Annotated in this window: 13 protein-coding genes and 1 pseudogene; 8 read left to right on the top strand and 6 right to left on the bottom strand. The window is 71.7% G+C overall.

Features of this window, described 5'->3' with window-relative positions:
* Window positions 1–22 precede the first annotated feature (22 nt).
* Window positions 23–900: pseudogene (locus UO65_RS34990) on the bottom strand (IS5 family transposase).
* Between the two features lie 47 nt (window positions 901–947).
* A complete protein-coding gene (locus UO65_RS33665; protein WP_084176255.1) occupies window positions 948–1550 on the bottom strand; it encodes a DUF4245 domain-containing protein in 603 nt (200 codons plus the stop codon).
* Window positions 1551–1672: 122 nt separating this feature from the next.
* Between UO65_RS33665 and glpX the strand changes: the two genes are divergently transcribed.
* Window positions 1673–2740, top strand: coding sequence for a class II fructose-bisphosphatase (glpX, locus tag UO65_RS25305; protein ID WP_035287129.1), 1068 nt, complete (start codon window positions 1673–1675; stop codon window positions 2738–2740).
* 220 nt (window positions 2741–2960) lie between these two features.
* Window positions 2961–3587, top strand: coding sequence for a L,D-transpeptidase (locus UO65_RS25300; protein WP_035287126.1), 627 nt, complete (start codon window positions 2961–2963; stop codon window positions 3585–3587).
* Between the two features lie 58 nt (window positions 3588–3645).
* On the opposite strand, the gene UO65_RS25295 is transcribed toward UO65_RS25300, so the two are convergent.
* Window positions 3646–4626, bottom strand: coding sequence for an NAD(P)/FAD-dependent oxidoreductase (locus UO65_RS25295; RefSeq protein ID WP_035287122.1), 981 nt, complete (start codon window positions 4624–4626; stop codon window positions 3646–3648).
* Window positions 4627–4728: 102 nt separating this feature from the next.
* On the opposite strand from UO65_RS25295, the gene UO65_RS25290 reads away from it, so the two are divergent.
* Window positions 4729–6120 carry a class II fumarate hydratase gene (locus UO65_RS25290; RefSeq protein ID WP_035287119.1) on the top strand — a complete coding sequence of 464 codons (1392 nt, stop codon included), beginning with the start codon at window positions 4729–4731 and terminating at the stop codon, window positions 6118–6120.
* Window positions 6121–6159: 39 nt separating this feature from the next.
* Here UO65_RS25290 and UO65_RS25285 read toward each other — a convergent pair whose 3' ends face one another.
* Complete coding sequence (locus UO65_RS25285) at window positions 6160–6342, bottom strand: DUF397 domain-containing protein (protein WP_035287116.1); 183 nt, start codon at window positions 6340–6342, stop codon at window positions 6160–6162.
* Window positions 6343–6353: 11 nt separating this feature from the next.
* Window positions 6354–7205, bottom strand: coding sequence for a helix-turn-helix domain-containing protein (locus UO65_RS25280; RefSeq protein WP_035287138.1), 852 nt, complete (start codon window positions 7203–7205; stop codon window positions 6354–6356).
* 89 nt (window positions 7206–7294) lie between these two features.
* Here UO65_RS25280 and UO65_RS25275 point away from each other — a divergent pair, with 89 nt between their 5' ends.
* Complete coding sequence (locus UO65_RS25275) at window positions 7295–7612, top strand: hypothetical protein (RefSeq protein ID WP_152552263.1); 318 nt, start codon at window positions 7295–7297, stop codon at window positions 7610–7612.
* A 10-nt stretch (window positions 7613–7622) separates the two neighbouring features.
* Here UO65_RS25275 and UO65_RS25270 read toward each other — a convergent pair whose 3' ends face one another.
* Entirely contained in the window at window positions 7623–8474 is an 852-nt protein-coding gene (locus UO65_RS25270; RefSeq protein ID WP_200873463.1) for an NAD-dependent epimerase/dehydratase family protein, read from the bottom strand.
* Window positions 8475–8638: 164 nt separating this feature from the next.
* Between UO65_RS25270 and UO65_RS25265 the strand changes: the two genes are divergently transcribed.
* From UO65_RS25265 to UO65_RS25250, 4 genes are all read left to right on the top strand, one after another.
* Window positions 8639–10177 carry an ATP-dependent DNA ligase gene (locus tag UO65_RS25265; protein ID WP_035287134.1) on the top strand — a complete coding sequence of 513 codons (1539 nt, stop codon included), beginning with the start codon at window positions 8639–8641 and terminating at the stop codon, window positions 10175–10177.
* Between the two features lie 91 nt (window positions 10178–10268).
* Window positions 10269–11705, top strand: coding sequence for a GuaB1 family IMP dehydrogenase-related protein (locus UO65_RS25260; protein WP_035287110.1), 1437 nt, complete (start codon window positions 10269–10271; stop codon window positions 11703–11705).
* 165 nt (window positions 11706–11870) lie between these two features.
* Window positions 11871–12932 (top strand): ABC transporter ATP-binding protein, encoded by a 1062-nt coding sequence (locus UO65_RS25255; protein WP_084176254.1) that lies wholly within the window; start codon window positions 11871–11873, stop codon window positions 12930–12932.
* Window positions 12929–13771: an ABC transporter permease gene (locus tag UO65_RS25250; protein WP_084176253.1), complete on the top strand. Its 843-nt coding sequence runs from the start codon at window positions 12929–12931 to the stop codon at window positions 13769–13771. The genes UO65_RS25255 and UO65_RS25250 overlap by 4 nt, the downstream gene beginning before the upstream one ends.
* Window positions 13772–14003: the final 232 nt, after the last annotated feature.

The raw sequence follows: 14003 nt of genomic DNA, 5'->3' as shown, positions 1-14003 counted from the left end.
CTAGGGCCTGTCCTGCGGATCTTCACTTGAGATGGAGGACGATGCAGGCGAGGATGATCTCGGCTCGGTGGTAGGCGGCTCGTTTGGCGAACCTGGTGGCCAGGCCGCGGAACTGCTTGAGCCGGTTGAAACAGCGTTCGACGACGTTGCGCATCTTGTAGATGTCGGTGTCGAAGGCCGGTGGCCTGCCACCGGCCGAGCCCTTGGCCTTGCGGTGGGCGACCTGGTCGACACGCTCGGGGATAGTGGCCTTGATCCGTCGCTGTCGTAGCGCGGTGCGGGTGCTCGGGTGGGCGTAGGCCTTGTCGGCGATCACCCGCCCGACCCGCACCCGCTGCCCGTCGACGTCGATGTCATCGATGTCCTCAAGCAGCGGCAGCAGTTGCGGGTTGTCCCCGGCCTGGCCGGGGGTGAGGATCACCGCCAGCGGCAGACCGGCCGCGTCGACGGCCAGATGGAGCTTGGTCGTCAGCCCTCCGCGGGAGCGTCCGAGGCATTCCCCGTCGATGGCGAGGTTCTCGATCCAGTCCGCGCAGCCCCCTTTTTCCGGGCACCGGCCGCGTGTTGGTGGGCCCGGATGCTCGTGGAGTCGACGCTGACCACGAAGGCCACGTTGTCCTCGAGTGTCCCGAGTGAGTCGTCTTTGACGATCACGTGCTCCAGTATCCGGTCCCACGTCCCGTCGGCGGTCCACTTCCGCAACCGTTCGTGCGCTGTCTTCCACGGCCCATACCGTCCTGGCAGGTCACGCCAGGGCGCGCCGGTGCGTTCCTTCCACAGGATCGCGTCGATCACCTGCCGGTGACTGCGCCACCGACCACCGCGCTGCCCGCTCTGCGCGGGCAGCAACGGCGCGATCGCAGCCCAGGCCTTGTCCGTCAGCTCACCACGTCCGACCACACCCCATCATCTGCACACGATCATGGGAAAGATCCGCAGGACACGCCCTAGTCCTCCTCGACCGGCCTGCCGGTCTGCACGGCGCGCGCGAGCGTGCGGAACTCCTCTTCGGTGCCGGTACCGGTGATCAGCGCGCTCGTGTCGCCGAGGTCGACGGTCCACGCCCGCTCCGCGCGCCTGCCCGGGTGGACCGTCCACTGTGTCCCGTCGACCTCGACCGACCCGGTCGGCGGCGACTCGTTCTCCGTCTCGGCCCGCACCAGGTCGGCCGGGTCGGCGCCGGACTGGCTGAGCTGCACGTACCGCTCGGGCGTCAGCCAACCGACGCGCACCACCACCGAGGCGGGCGCGGCCGGGCCGGTGGAACTGGAGTTCGCCCGCCACTCCCCGGGCACCGACGGCAGCCGCAGCGGGAAGTCCAGCGTGCCCGCCACCTGCTCGAACTGCTTTTCCACGTCCACAGTGGGCAGCGACGACGTGTCCGCCGCGGGCCCACCGGGGTTGAACGAGCAGCTCTTGTTGAACAGGAGCAATGCGGCGATGATCACCAGCAGCGCGATCAGGGACAGGACCATGTCCCGCAGTCCCTGGTTCAGACGGTTCTTCGGCGGCGGACCGGCCGGTTCTCCTGGTGTGGCCACGCCCCCCATCGTCGCAGGCGACGCAGGGTGACGAGCGGCACGGCTCGGTGACAGCGCGTGGACCCGCGCTGATCTGGGAGGATGCGAAATGGTCCAGTTCCCCCGACCACAGTCTTTGCCGGGAGGCAACCATGAGTACCCCGACCCCGTCCACCACCGGCACCCGCCGCCGCGAGGCACCGGACCGCAACCTGGCGATGGAGCTGGTGCGGGTCACCGAGGCGGCGGCCATGGCGGCGGGCCGCTGGGTGGGGCGCGGTGACAAGAACGGCGGCGACGGCGCCGCGGTGGACGCCATGCGCAAGCTGGTCGGCACCGTGTCCATGCGCGGTGTGGTCGTCATCGGCGAGGGCGAGAAGGACGAGGCGCCCATGCTCTACAACGGTGAGGAGGTCGGCAACGGCGACGGCCCCGACTGCGACGTCGCGGTGGACCCGGTCGACGGCACCACCCTGATGGCCAAGGGGATGCCGAACGCGCTGGCCGTGCTCGCCGTGGCCGAGCGCGGGGCGATGTTCGACCCGTCCGCGGTGTTCTACATGGAGAAGCTGGCGGTGGGCCCGGAGGCGGCCGACGTCGTCGACATCACCGCCCCGGTCGCGGAGAACATCCGCCGGGTGGCCAAGGCGAAGGACACCGACGTCTCCGACGTGACGGTGTGCGTCCTGGACCGCCCCCGGCACGAGGGCATCGTCAGGGAGGTGCGCGAGGCGGGCGCCCGCATCCACTTCATCTCCGACGGCGACGTGGCCGGGGCCATCTCCGCGGCCCGCCCGTCCACCGGCATCGACATGCTGATCGGCATCGGCGGCACCCCCGAGGGCATCATCGCCGCGGCGGCGCTCAAGTGCATGGGCGGCGCCATCCAGGGCAAGCTGTGGCCCAAGGACGACGAGGAGCGGGCCAAGGCCGTCGCCGCGGGCCACGACCTGGACCGGGTCCTGCTCACCGACGACCTGGTGCGCGGCGACAACGTCTTCTTCTGCGCCACCGGGGTGACCGACGGCGACCTGCTGCGCGGCGTGCACTACCGCTCCGGCGGCTGCACCACCCAGTCGATCGTGATGCGCTCCAAGTCCGGCACCCTGCGGATGATCGACGGCTTCCACCGCCTGACGAAGCTCCGCGAGTACAGCTCGGTGGACTTCGACCGCATCTCCGAGGGCACGGCCGAGGACTCCATCCCGCCGCTGCCGTAGCGGCACCCGCGAAGGCCCCGCTCCCGAACCGGGAGCGGGGCCTTCGTTCTGCCCGGGAACGACACTGTCCGTGGGAGTTCCGGTCGCCCGATCGCAGGTGTGTCACGAGTTGGTCGCGTTCGACAACCCGTCCTCGCACCGGAGCGTCTCCATGCACGAGGGTTTGCCTCACAGGACGTGTCGGCCTGCCGGTCGACCGGGGGTGGCGAGGAGCCGGTACATGCGCAAGGTCATCCTGGGGGTCGCGGCGGTCGCGGTGGGCCTGTTGTCGGCGTGCGGCACGGGTGGCGGGAACACCGCCGCACAGGTGCCCACGGTCTCGGACACCGCACCACCGACGACCACCACCACAGCCGCCCCCACCACCACGACCACCGTGGCACCGACGACGACCACCACCACCACGGTCGCACCGACCACCACGAAGCCCAAGCCGACCACCACCACGACCAAGCCCAAGCCCACGACGACCAAGCCCAAGCCTGCCCCGTCGCAGGGCACGCCGTGCACGACCGACGCCGACGCCTGCATCGACCTGAGCGCGAACCAGTCGTGGCTGCTCAAGGACGGCCAGGTCGTCTACGGCCCGGTGCCGATCACCAGCGGTCGCCCCGGGTACCTGACCCCGCCCGGCACCTTCAAGGTGCAGTGGAAGGACATCGACCACAAGAGCAGCGAGTTCGACGACGCCCCGATGCCCTACTCGGTGTTCTTCAACAGCGGCATCGCGTTCCACCAGGGCAGCCTCAAGGTGAAGTCGCACGGCTGCATCCACCTGTCGAATGCCGCCGCCAAGACCTTCTACAACGGCCTCAAGGTCGGCGACGTCGTCCAGGTGGTCAAGTAGTCCCGAACGCGGGAGCGGCGCCCGGAGATCCGGGCGCCGCTCCCGCGTTCCGATGGGGTCACTCGCCGCCGCTGGAGTGCCCAGGGAACAGGTGGGCCGCCGGGTCCAGCGCGACCGCGATGTTGTTCACCGCCGTGGCCGCCTCCCCGAACCCGGTGGCGATCAGCTTCACCTTGCCCGGGTAGGCCGCGACGTCCCCCGCCGCGTACACCAGGTCCCGGCCGGTCCGCATGGTCGAGTCCACCGGGATGGACCGGTGCGCGACCTCCAGCCCCCACGACTCGATCGGCCCCAGGTCGGCGGTGAACCCGAGCGCGGCGACGACGGCCTGGGCGGGCAGTTCCTCCTCCCCGTCGACCCCCTTCACCGCGATCGACACCGAGCGCAACTCCTGCTCGCCGTTGAACGACACGACCTCCGCGTCGGTGACGATCCGCACGCCCAGCCCCTGGACCTGCCGCACGGTGGAGGGCATCGCCCGGAACCGGGCCCGCCGGTGCACGACGGTCACGCTCGCCGCGATCGCGTGCAGCGCGAGCGCCCAGTCGAACGCCGAGTCCCCGCCGCCGACGACCACCACGTCCTGCCCCCGGTGCGCGTCCAGCGCGGGCACGAAGTGCACCATGCCCCGCCCGAGCCAGCCGGTCCCGGCGGGCAGCGGCCGCGGCGTGAACTCGCCGATCCCGGCGGTGATCAGCACGGACCTGGCCCGCACGCAGACCCCGCCGTCCAGCCCGACGGTGAACCGGCCGTCCTCTTCGGACAGCGCGTGCGCCCGCCGCCCCAGCAGGTAGGTCGGCTTCCACTGGTCGGCCTGGTCGACCAGCGCCCGCACCAGGTCGCGCCCGCGCACGGCGGGGAAACCCGCCACGTCGTAGATCATCTTCTCCGGGTACATGGCGGTCACCTGCCCGCCCGCCTCCGGCAGCGAGTCCACCACCGCGGTGGTCAGCTCGCGGAACCCGGCGTAGTAGGCGCCGTAGAGCCCGGTCGGGCCCGCGCCGACGATCAGCAGGTCGACGTCGATGGGAGAGGTCATGCGTCCCCGCTCTCCAGGGAAGTGGTGGTGCGATCCACCCTATGTGGCGAAGACGACATTGCGCACCCCGCGAAGACCCCTGATCCGGGCGAGACTGGGGTCATGACCGACTACCGCATCGAGCACGACACCATGGGCGAGGTCAGGGTTCCGGCGGACGCGCTGTGGCGCGCCCAGACCCAGCGGGCGGTCGAGAACTTCCCGATCTCCGGCCGCGGCCTGGAGCGGGCGCAGATCCGCGCCCTCGGCCTGCTCAAGGCCGCCGCGGCCAGGGTGAACGCCCGCTTCGGCGTCCTCGACGACGACGTGGCCGAGGCCATCGCCGCGGCCGCGACCGAGGTCGCCGGGGGCGCGCACGACGACCAGTTCCCGATCGACGTCTTCCAGACCGGCTCCGGCACCTCGTCGAACATGAACGCCAACGAGGTCATCGCCACCCTCGCCACGCGGGCCCTGGGCCGGGAGGTCCACCCGAACGACCACGTCAACGCCTCCCAGTCGTCCAACGACACCTTCCCCACCACCCTGCGCGTCGCCGCCACCGAGGCCCTGGCCACCGACGTGGTCCCGGCCCTGGAAACCCTCGCCGAAGCGATCGAGGACCGCGCCGAGGACTGGGCGGACGTGGTCAAGTCCGGCCGCACCCACCTCATGGACGCCGTCCCGATCACCCTGGGCCAGGAGGCGGGCGCCTGGGCAGCCCAGCTCCGCTTCGGCGTCGAGCGCCTGCACGCGGTCCTGCCCAGGCTGGCGGAGCTGCCCATCGGCGGCACGGCCGTCGGCAGCGGCCTCAACGCCCCCGACGGCTTCGGCATGGCGGTCGCCGCGGAGCTGGCCCAGCTCACCGACCTGCCGCTGACCGAGGCGCGCGACCACTTCGAGGCCCAGGCCACCCAGGACTCGGTGGTGGAGGCCTCCGGTGCCCTGCGCACGGTCGCGGTGTCGCTGTTCAAGATCGCCAACGACCTGCGCTGGCTCGGCTCCGGCCCGCGCACCGGCCTGGGCGAGATCGCCCTGCCGGACCTGCAACCGGGCTCGTCGATCATGCCCGGCAAGGTCAACCCGGTTCTCCCGGAGGCGACGATGATGGTCGTCGCCCAGGTCATCGGCAACGACGCGGCGGTGGCGTTCGCGGGCACCCAGGGCAACTTCCAGCTCAACGTGATGCTGCCGGTGATCGCCCGCAACGTCCTGGAGAGCGCCCGCCTCCTCGCCGCGGTCGCCCGCCTGCTGGCGTCGAAGGTCGTCGGGGGCATCACGCCGAACGTGGAGCACCTGCGCGAGCTGGCGGAGTCGTCGCCGTCGATCGTGACCCCGCTGAACACCTACCTCGGGTACGAGGAGGCGGCGTCGATCGCCAAGCAGTCGCTCAAGGAGCGCCGGACCATCCGCGAGGTGGTCCTCGAACGCGGCCACGTGGACTCCGGCAAGCTCACCGAGGCCCAGCTCGACGAGGCCCTGGACGTCCTGCGGATGGCGCGCGGCGGCAGGTAGCCGCTCGGGGTCGGGCCGGTGCGGCCCGACCCCGGCGGGTCACCTGACGTGGGCGAGCAGGGACGGCAGGGTGGACTCCGGGAACACCAGCGCCGGGCCGTCCGGGTTCTTGGAGTCGCGGATCGCCACCGGGCCGGGCGTGGCCAGTTCCACGCAGTTGGCCACGTTGCTGCTGCGGGTGCTCTTGCGCCAGCGGGCGGTGCTCAGGTCAAGCGCAGACATCCGCGCTCCTTTCACTTGTTCAGCTCGGTGATCAAGGCCGCCAACACTGTTTCTGTTGCATCGGGTGCAACGGCCTCACTCAGAATATTGCGCAGCGCGAGCCGGTACCCGGCCAAATCCGCCTCTTCTTCGAGCAGCAGCCCGGTGTCCTGGTTCTCGATCAGGACCAGCGCGGGTTCCTCGGCGAACTCCAGGATGGCGAACGGCCCTCGCAGCCCGGCATGGGCGCCCGCGCTGATCGGCACCACCCGCAGGGTGACGTTCGGCCGCTCGTTGAGTTCGATCAGCCGCCGGAGCTGGCGGATCATCACCTTGGTGCCGCCCACCGGGATACGCAGGGCCGCCTCGTGGATCACGCCGAGGAACTGCGGTCCGCCGAACGCGGTGAGCCTGGCCTGCCGGGCGATCCGCGTGGCGATGAGGTTGCCCAGCTCGGCCCCGGTCAGCGTCGGGTCGATGCCCCGCATCACAGCGGCCACGTACTCGTCGGTCTGGAGCAGGCCGGGGACCAGGAGCGGCTCGTAGTTCTGGATGCGGGTCGCCTTGCTCTCGAAGTCGATCAACGAGCGCCACAGCGTCGGCAGGTTGGCCTGGCGTTCCCACCAGCCCTTCTGGTCCCCGCGCTTGAGCAGGTCCAACAGTTCGGTGCGCTTCTTCGCGGAGACCTCGTAGAACCCCAGCAGGGCGGCGACGTCCTCCACCTGCAAGCCGCTGTGGCCGGTCTCCATCCGGCTGATCTTGCTGGCGGAGGCGCCCAGCTTCTCGCCGACCTCGGCGCAACTGAGGCCGCGCGCCTCGCGGAGCCTGCGCAGCTCGGCTGCGACGGTGCGGGAGCGCACGGACGTGTGCGAGTTTCCTGGCATGACCGCGATGTTCTCCACATCGCCCCCCGAGACACAATCACACGATCGGTCCCTGGCGTGCACCGCTCGCAACAGGCCACCCTGTCGGCATGGGACCGGATGAGACCACTGTGGACACTTCAACGGATGCGTCGGCGGACGCCCCGACGGCCGCTTCGATCACCGAGCGGTTGCACCGCGCCCTCATGGACCGCGCCCCCGCCGAACGCACTTGGCGGGTGCCCGGGCACGACGGCGTGCCGGAGGCGCTGATGACGCTGCGGATGCCGGACGTGACGATCACCGACGGGGAGGGGCGCAGCGTCGTGCTCTCGCCCAAGCAGTCCGCCGTGGTCGGGCACTACCTGTCGATGGTGATGGACTGGATCGACGTCGACCTGGACCCGTCCGACGCCGGGGGCCGCTGACGCGGGCCGTTCACCCGGGCTCATCCTCGGCGGGCGAAGCGGGGCCCTGCGCGGGGTGGTAACCCAGTCGCCTGGACGCCTCCCGCGAGTCGTAGACCCGGTCGATCTTCGCGGGCAGGGGCCAGCCATGCCGCCTGAACAACGCCACCACCTCTGGTGCGCGCCGCGCGATGACGGCCGGGGCGTCGAGCCACAGCCGCTCGGTGTCCTCCGGCCTGAACAACAACGGCCCCGCGATGTTGAGAGCACCGCTTGCGTCCCGGCGCTGAAGCGCCAGACGGTGCGCACGGGCCACGTCCGACAGGGCGACCCCGCGGTGCAGCCGGTGCGCGGCCCGGACCGCCGGGGCCTCCGCGAAGCAGCGGGCGATGCGCAGCACCACCGTCGACAACCGCTCATCGCCGTGGGCACCCACGAGCGCCTCGGCTCCGAGCTTGGTTTCGTCGTAGACGTCGCGGGGCCGCGGGATGAGCTTCTCGTCCACCCACACGGCGCGGTCGCCGGGCACCAGGGCGTTCCCGTACACCGAGGTGCTGCTGGTGTAGACCACCCGCCGCACACCGCACCGGGCCGCCCGCTCAAGCAGGGCAGCCGTGGCGTCGACGTTGACCGAGCGGAACTCACCGTCGGGCACGCTCCCGACGTGCGGGGCGTGCAGCGCGGCCGTGTGCACGACCGCCTCCACGCCCGCGACGGCTCGGGCGCGCACCGCGGCGTCGCGCAGATCGCCCCGGTGGGTGGTCCACCGCCCCGGCCGGGCGTCCCACCCGCGAACCGCCCACCCGGCCGAGTGCAGCTCACGGGCGATCGCCGCGCCCACCACACCGGAGGACCCGGTCACCAGCACCTGAGGGGTGTCCACGAAGTCGGCACTGTACGGGTGGCGCGGGGTGCGGCGCCTGCCGTTCCCGGACCGGATCATCCGCACACCGGCTGATTCGGATGCCCCGGGGCGCGGCCACCGGTGCCACCACCTGCCCCGCGGTTGCGTCGCGGATGTCGGTCCCCCGGGGCACCATGGGGGCCATGCTGACATTCGGCGAGGTCGTGGCGGTGTCCGCCGAGGTCGGCCGGACGCGGTCCCGGCTGGCCAAGGTCGACGCGCTGGCCGGGCTGCTGGTGCGCGCCGACGGGCCGGACGAGGTCGAGGTCGTCGTGGCGTTCCTCGCCGGGGCGCCCCGGCAGGGCCGGATCGGGGCGGGCTGGCGGACCCTGCACGCCCTGCTCGACCGACCCGCCGAAACCTCCACCCTGACCGCCACCGATGTCGACACCACCTTCACCGCGGTGGCCGCGACCAGCGGCAAGGGCTCCACCGCCGCCCGCGCCGAACTGCTCAAGGACCTGCTCGACCGGGCCACCCGGGCCGAGCAGGACTTCCTCCGCGCCCTGCTCACCGGCGAGCTGCGCCAGGGCGCGCTCGAAGGCGTGATGCTCGACGCCGTGGCCCGCGCCGCCGACGTGCCCGGGGCCGACGTCCGCCGCGCCTTCATGCTCTCCGGGCGCCTCCCCGCCACCGCCCGCGCCGCCCTCGACGGCGGTTCGGCGGCGCTGCAAGCGTTTGCGCTGGAACTCGGGCGCCCGGTCCGCCCGATGCTCGCCTCCCCCGGCGCCACCCTGCACGACGCGCTCGCCGAACTGGCCCCCTGCCTGGTCGAGTTCAAGCTCGACGGCGCCCGCATCCAGGTCCACAAGGACGGCGACACCGTCTTCGTGTACACCCGCACGCTGCGCGACATCACCGCGAGCGTCCCCGAACTGGTGGACCTCGTCCGCGGCCTCCCCTGCCACAGCACCGTCCTGGACGGCGAAACGCTCGCGCTCCAGGACGACGGCCGCCCCCGCCCCTTCCAGGAGACCATGTCCCGCTTCGGCAGCACCGTCGACGAACAGGTCAAGGCCCTCCTCCTGCGCCCGTGGTTCTTCGACTGCCTGCACCTCGACGGCACCGACCTGCTCGACGCCCCGCTGCGCGAGCGCAACCGGGCGCTGAAACGGGCCGTCGGCGAACACGTCGTCCCCGGTGTCCTCGAACCCACCCCGGAGCGGGCCGACGACCTGACCGAGGCCGCCCTCGCCGCGGGCCACGAGGGCGTCGTGGTCAAGTCCCTGGACTCGGTGTACGCGGCGGGCAGGCGCGGCAAGGCGTGGCAGAAGGTCAAGCCGGTGCACACCCTCGACCTGGTCGTCCTCGCCGCCGAGTGGGGCCACGGCCGCCGCACCGGCCTCCTGTCCAACCTGCACCTCGGCGCCCGCGACCCCGACGGCGGTCCCCCGGTCATGGTCGGCAAGACCTTCAAGGGCCTCACCGACGAACTCCTGCGCAGGCAGACCGAGGAGTTCCCCGCCCACGAGTCCCACCGCGACGACTGGGCGGTGTACCTGCGGCCGTCGGTCGTCGTGGAGATCGCCCTCGACGGCGTGCAGGTCAGCACCCGCTACCCGGGCGGTGTGGCGCTGCGCTTCGCCAGGGTCGTGCGCTACCGCCCCGACAAGACCCCCGCCGAGGCCGACCCGATCGACGCGGTGCGAGCCCTCCTGCCCGGCGCACCGCCAAATCCTTAGTGGACGCTTCCCGCCAATCGGCCCACCAGCCGAAACGCACCCTGTGGACAACTTTTCGCGCGCCGGGCCCGGACGCCGTAACGTTCCTCCCATGCGCTTCTACCACGCCACACCGCAGCACGACCTCACCTACGACGACGTCTTCCTGGTGCCGGGCAGGTCCCCGGTGGAGAGCCGCTTCGACGTCGACATGTCCACTTCGGACGGAACGGGCGCCACCATCCCCGTCGTGGTGGCCAACATGACCGCCGTCGCTGGCAGGCGGATGGCCGAGACGGTCGCCAGGCGCGGCGGCCTGGTCGTGCTCCCGCAGGACGTCGACCCCGGCGCGGTCGCCGACATCACCGCCTGGGTCAAGGCCCGGCACCCGGTCTGGGACACCCCGCTGGTCCTGGGCCCGGGCGACGCGGTCGCCGACGCCCTCAACCTGCTGCCCAAGCGGGCCCACGGCGCCGTGGTGGTGGTCGACGACGACGGCAAGCCCATCGGCACCGTGGACGAGGCGGCGTGCCTGGGCGTCGACCGCTTCACCCGCCTGCGCGAGGTGGCCGACCCGGCGGTGCTCACGCTCCCCGTCTCCACCGCCCCCCGCGAGGTCTTCCACGCCCTGGACGGCCGCACCACCAGGATCGCCGTGGCCGTCGACACCGACGGCCGCCTGGCGGGTGTCCTCACCGTCAAGGGGGCGCTGCGCGCCGACATCTACACCCCGGCCCTGGACGGCGAGTCCCGCCTCCGGGTGGCGGCGGCCGTGGGTGTCAACGGCGACGTGGCGGCCAAGGCGGGAGCGCTCCTGGACGCGGGCGTGGACACCCTCGTGGTGGACACCGCCCACGGCCACCAGGAGAAGATGCTCACCGCCCTGCGCGCGGTCCGCGCCGTGGACCCGTCCGTCCCCGTGGTCGCGGGCAACGTCGTCACCCCCGACGGCGTGCGCGACCTCGTCGAGGCGGGCGCCGACGTGATCAAGGTCGGCGTGGGCCCCGGCGCCATGTGCACCACCCGGATGATGACCGGCGTGGGCCGCCCGCAGTTCTCCGCGGTCCAGGAGTGCGCCGAGGCCGCCCACGCCCTCGGCAAGCACGTCTGGGCCGACGGCGGCGTCCGCCACCCCCGGGACGTGGCCCTCGCCCTGGCGGCGGGCGCGGCCTCGGTCATGGTCGGCTCCTGGTTCGCGGGCACCTACGAGTCCCCCGGCGACCTCCTGCGCGACGAACAGGGCCGCGCCTACAAGGAATCCTTCGGCATGGCCTCCAAGCGCGCCGTCTCCGCCCGCACGCGCACCGACAGCGGCTTCGACCGGGCCCGCAAAGCCCTCTTCGAGGAGGGGATCTCCGCCTCCCGGATGCGCCTGGACCCCCATGCCCCCGGCGTCGAAGACCTCCTGGACGCCATCTGCTCCGGCGTCCGCAGCGCCTGCACCTACGCGGGCGCCACGACCCTCGAGGAGTTCCACCGCAAGGCGGTGGTGGGTGTCCAGTCGGCCGCGGGCTTCGCCGAAGGCCGCCCCCTCCCCACCGGCTGGTGACCCCGCCCGCCCGGGAACGCACAACCGAGGAGGAGGCCGGGACGAACCACGCACCCGAATGCCCCAGCACCGCCGAATCGGCCCAACAGCACCGAAACCCCAGGAGTTCCCCCAAACCGGACAGCAGCCGAAAACCGCGCGGCCGACCACCGCCTCCCCGCTACCCTGACCCGCGTGAGCGCGGTCGAGGTCATCGAATTGGTCAAGCAGTACAAGAAGAGCCCCAAACCCGCCGTCGACGGTCTCAGCTTCTCCGTCGAACCGGGTGAGGTCTTCGGACTCCTGGGGCCCAACGGGGCGGGCAAGACGACCACGGTGGGGGTGCTGACCACCCGGGTCATGCCCACCGGCGGCAAGGCGAGAATCCTCGGCGTCGACGTCGTCGCCGAGGCCACCCGGGCGCGGCAGTTGCTGGCCGTCGTGCCGCAGCGCAACAACCTGGACCGGTCGCTGGACATCCGGGGGAACCTGCTGTTCCACGCCGCCTACCACGGGGTGGGTCGGGCGGAGCGGAACAAGCGGGCGGACGAGATCCTCGACCGGATGGGGCTCGCCGACCGGGCGGGCGACAAGGTGGACCTGGTCTCCGGCGGGCAGGCGCAGCGGATCATGATCGCCCGGGCGCTCATGCACCGGCCGAAGGTCATGTTCCTCGACGAGCCGTCGACCGGGCTGGACCCGCAGGCGCGGTTGTTCGTGCACGACCGGGTCGCCGAGCTGCGCGGTGAGGGGGTCACCGTCGTGCTGACCACGCACGACATGGACGAGGCGGAGAAGCTCTGCGACCGCATCGGGATCGTCGACCACGGGAAGCTGCTCGCGCTCGACACGCCCGCCGGGCTGACCAAGGGGTTGCCGGGCAGCACCACGGTCAGCGTCACCGTGCGGCTCGGCGACACCGAGGCGGCCAGGGTCGAAGCCGCGCTCGGGGGCATCGACGGGGTCGAGCGGGTGGAGTCGATCAGGGCCGGTGCGGCCGCCCCGGCGGGGATGCCGCCCGGCCTGCCACCGGGGATGCCGGGAATGCCCGCCGGAGCACCCGCCGCCCCGGCCGCCGCCGCGGGCACCGCCCAGTACCGCCTCTACACCGGGCACGACGCGGCCGTGGTGCTGCCCGCCGTCCTGCGGGTGCTCGGCGACGAATCGTGCGAGGTGTCCGACCTGTCCATCGGGACGCCGAGCCTGGAAGACGTGTTCATCCACCTGACCGGGCGGGAGCTCCGATGACCACCACCGAGACCACCGGCACCGGAACCGCCGGCGCCGAAACCACGACGTCCTCGCCCGTCGGCCTCGGGACGTCCCTGCGCACCTTCTGGTCGGTGCTGTGGCGCGACGTCGTCGTCACCGGCCGCGAACTGCTGCCGTTCCTCGCCCAGGTGGTGGTGCAGCCGTTCTTCACCCTGTTCATCTTCGGCAAGGTGCTCACCAGCCTCGGGTACGTCGGCGGGGACTACGCGGCGATCCTGCTGCCGGGCATCGTGGCGCTCAACGGGTTCCTCGGCGCGCTGCAGAACACCACGATGCCGCTGATCATGGACTTCTCCTGGACGCGGGAGATCGAGGACCGGCTGCTGGCCCCGATCCCCATCTCCTGGGTCGCGGTGGAGAAGATCCTGTTCGGGGCGCTGCGCGGCATCATCGCCGCCGCGGTGATGGTGCCGATCGGCTTCCTGATCCTGGACGACGTGAGCTGGCCCGCGGGCTCGTACCTGCCGGTCTTCCTGATCGTCGTGCTCGGCTCGCTGGCGGGCGGCGCCATCGGCATGGTCATCGGCACCTCCGTCCCGCCGCGCCGGATCAACATCATGTTCGCGGTGATCCTGATGCCGCTGATGTTCACCGGCAGCACCCAGTTCCCGTGGATGGGGCTGGAGCAGTTGCGCTGGTTCCAGGTCGTCTGCGCGCTCAACCCGCTGACCTACGTGAGCGAGGCGATGCGCGCGGAGCTGGTCCCGCAGGTGCCGCACATTCCCATGTGGATCAACCTGCTGGTGATGGTCGGTTCCTGTGTCCTGTTCGGGGCCATCGGCATCAAGGGGTTCCTCAAGCGGGCGCTCGACTGAGGTCTTCCGGCGGGGTTGCGTTGGTGCCCGGTTGAATCCCTTGGGAGCGCTGGTTTTTCGCTGGGTGCCCGGGTGGGTGGATCTGCTCAGCCGTGGCTGGGGTTCAAGAACCCGGTCGTTTGGTGGTGGTACCCGGGTGGGTGGATCTGCTTGGGCGGGGCCCCTACAGCGATCATGCGATCCAGCGTGTCAGGTGGGGCTGAAGAGATGCCCCACCGCCCAGACAGGCTTT

Origin of the sequence: Actinokineospora spheciospongiae (genome assembly GCF_000564855.1) — a bacterium.
GTDB lineage: Bacteria > Actinomycetota > Actinomycetes > Mycobacteriales > Pseudonocardiaceae > Actinokineospora > Actinokineospora spheciospongiae.
The sequence above is the reverse complement of the archived record's forward strand: the minus strand, read 5'-3'. Positions and strand labels throughout refer to the sequence as shown.

Excerpts from the sequence above, each read along its gene's own strand:
- UO65_RS33665 (WP_084176255.1), bottom strand. The coding sequence starts at position 1,550 with ATGGGGGGCGTGGCCACACCAGGAGAACCGGCCGGTCCGCCGCCGAAG.
- glpX (WP_035287129.1), top strand. The coding sequence starts at position 1,673 with ATGAGTACCCCGACCCCGTCCACCACCGGCACCCGCCGCCGCGAGGCA.
- UO65_RS25300 (WP_035287126.1), top strand. The coding sequence starts at position 2,961 with ATGCGCAAGGTCATCCTGGGGGTCGCGGCGGTCGCGGTGGGCCTGTTG.
- UO65_RS25295 (WP_035287122.1), bottom strand. The coding sequence starts at position 4,626 with ATGACCTCTCCCATCGACGTCGACCTGCTGATCGTCGGCGCGGGCCCG.
- UO65_RS25290 (WP_035287119.1), top strand. The coding sequence starts at position 4,729 with ATGACCGACTACCGCATCGAGCACGACACCATGGGCGAGGTCAGGGTT.
- UO65_RS25285 (WP_035287116.1), bottom strand. The coding sequence starts at position 6,342 with ATGTCTGCGCTTGACCTGAGCACCGCCCGCTGGCGCAAGAGCACCCGC.
- UO65_RS25280 (WP_035287138.1), bottom strand. The coding sequence starts at position 7,205 with ATGCCAGGAAACTCGCACACGTCCGTGCGCTCCCGCACCGTCGCAGCC.
- UO65_RS25275 (WP_152552263.1), top strand. The coding sequence starts at position 7,295 with ATGGGACCGGATGAGACCACTGTGGACACTTCAACGGATGCGTCGGCG.
- UO65_RS25265 (WP_035287134.1), top strand. The coding sequence starts at position 8,639 with ATGCTGACATTCGGCGAGGTCGTGGCGGTGTCCGCCGAGGTCGGCCGG.
- UO65_RS25260 (WP_035287110.1), top strand. The coding sequence starts at position 10,269 with ATGCGCTTCTACCACGCCACACCGCAGCACGACCTCACCTACGACGAC.
- UO65_RS25250 (WP_084176253.1), top strand. The coding sequence starts at position 12,929 with ATGACCACCACCGAGACCACCGGCACCGGAACCGCCGGCGCCGAAACC.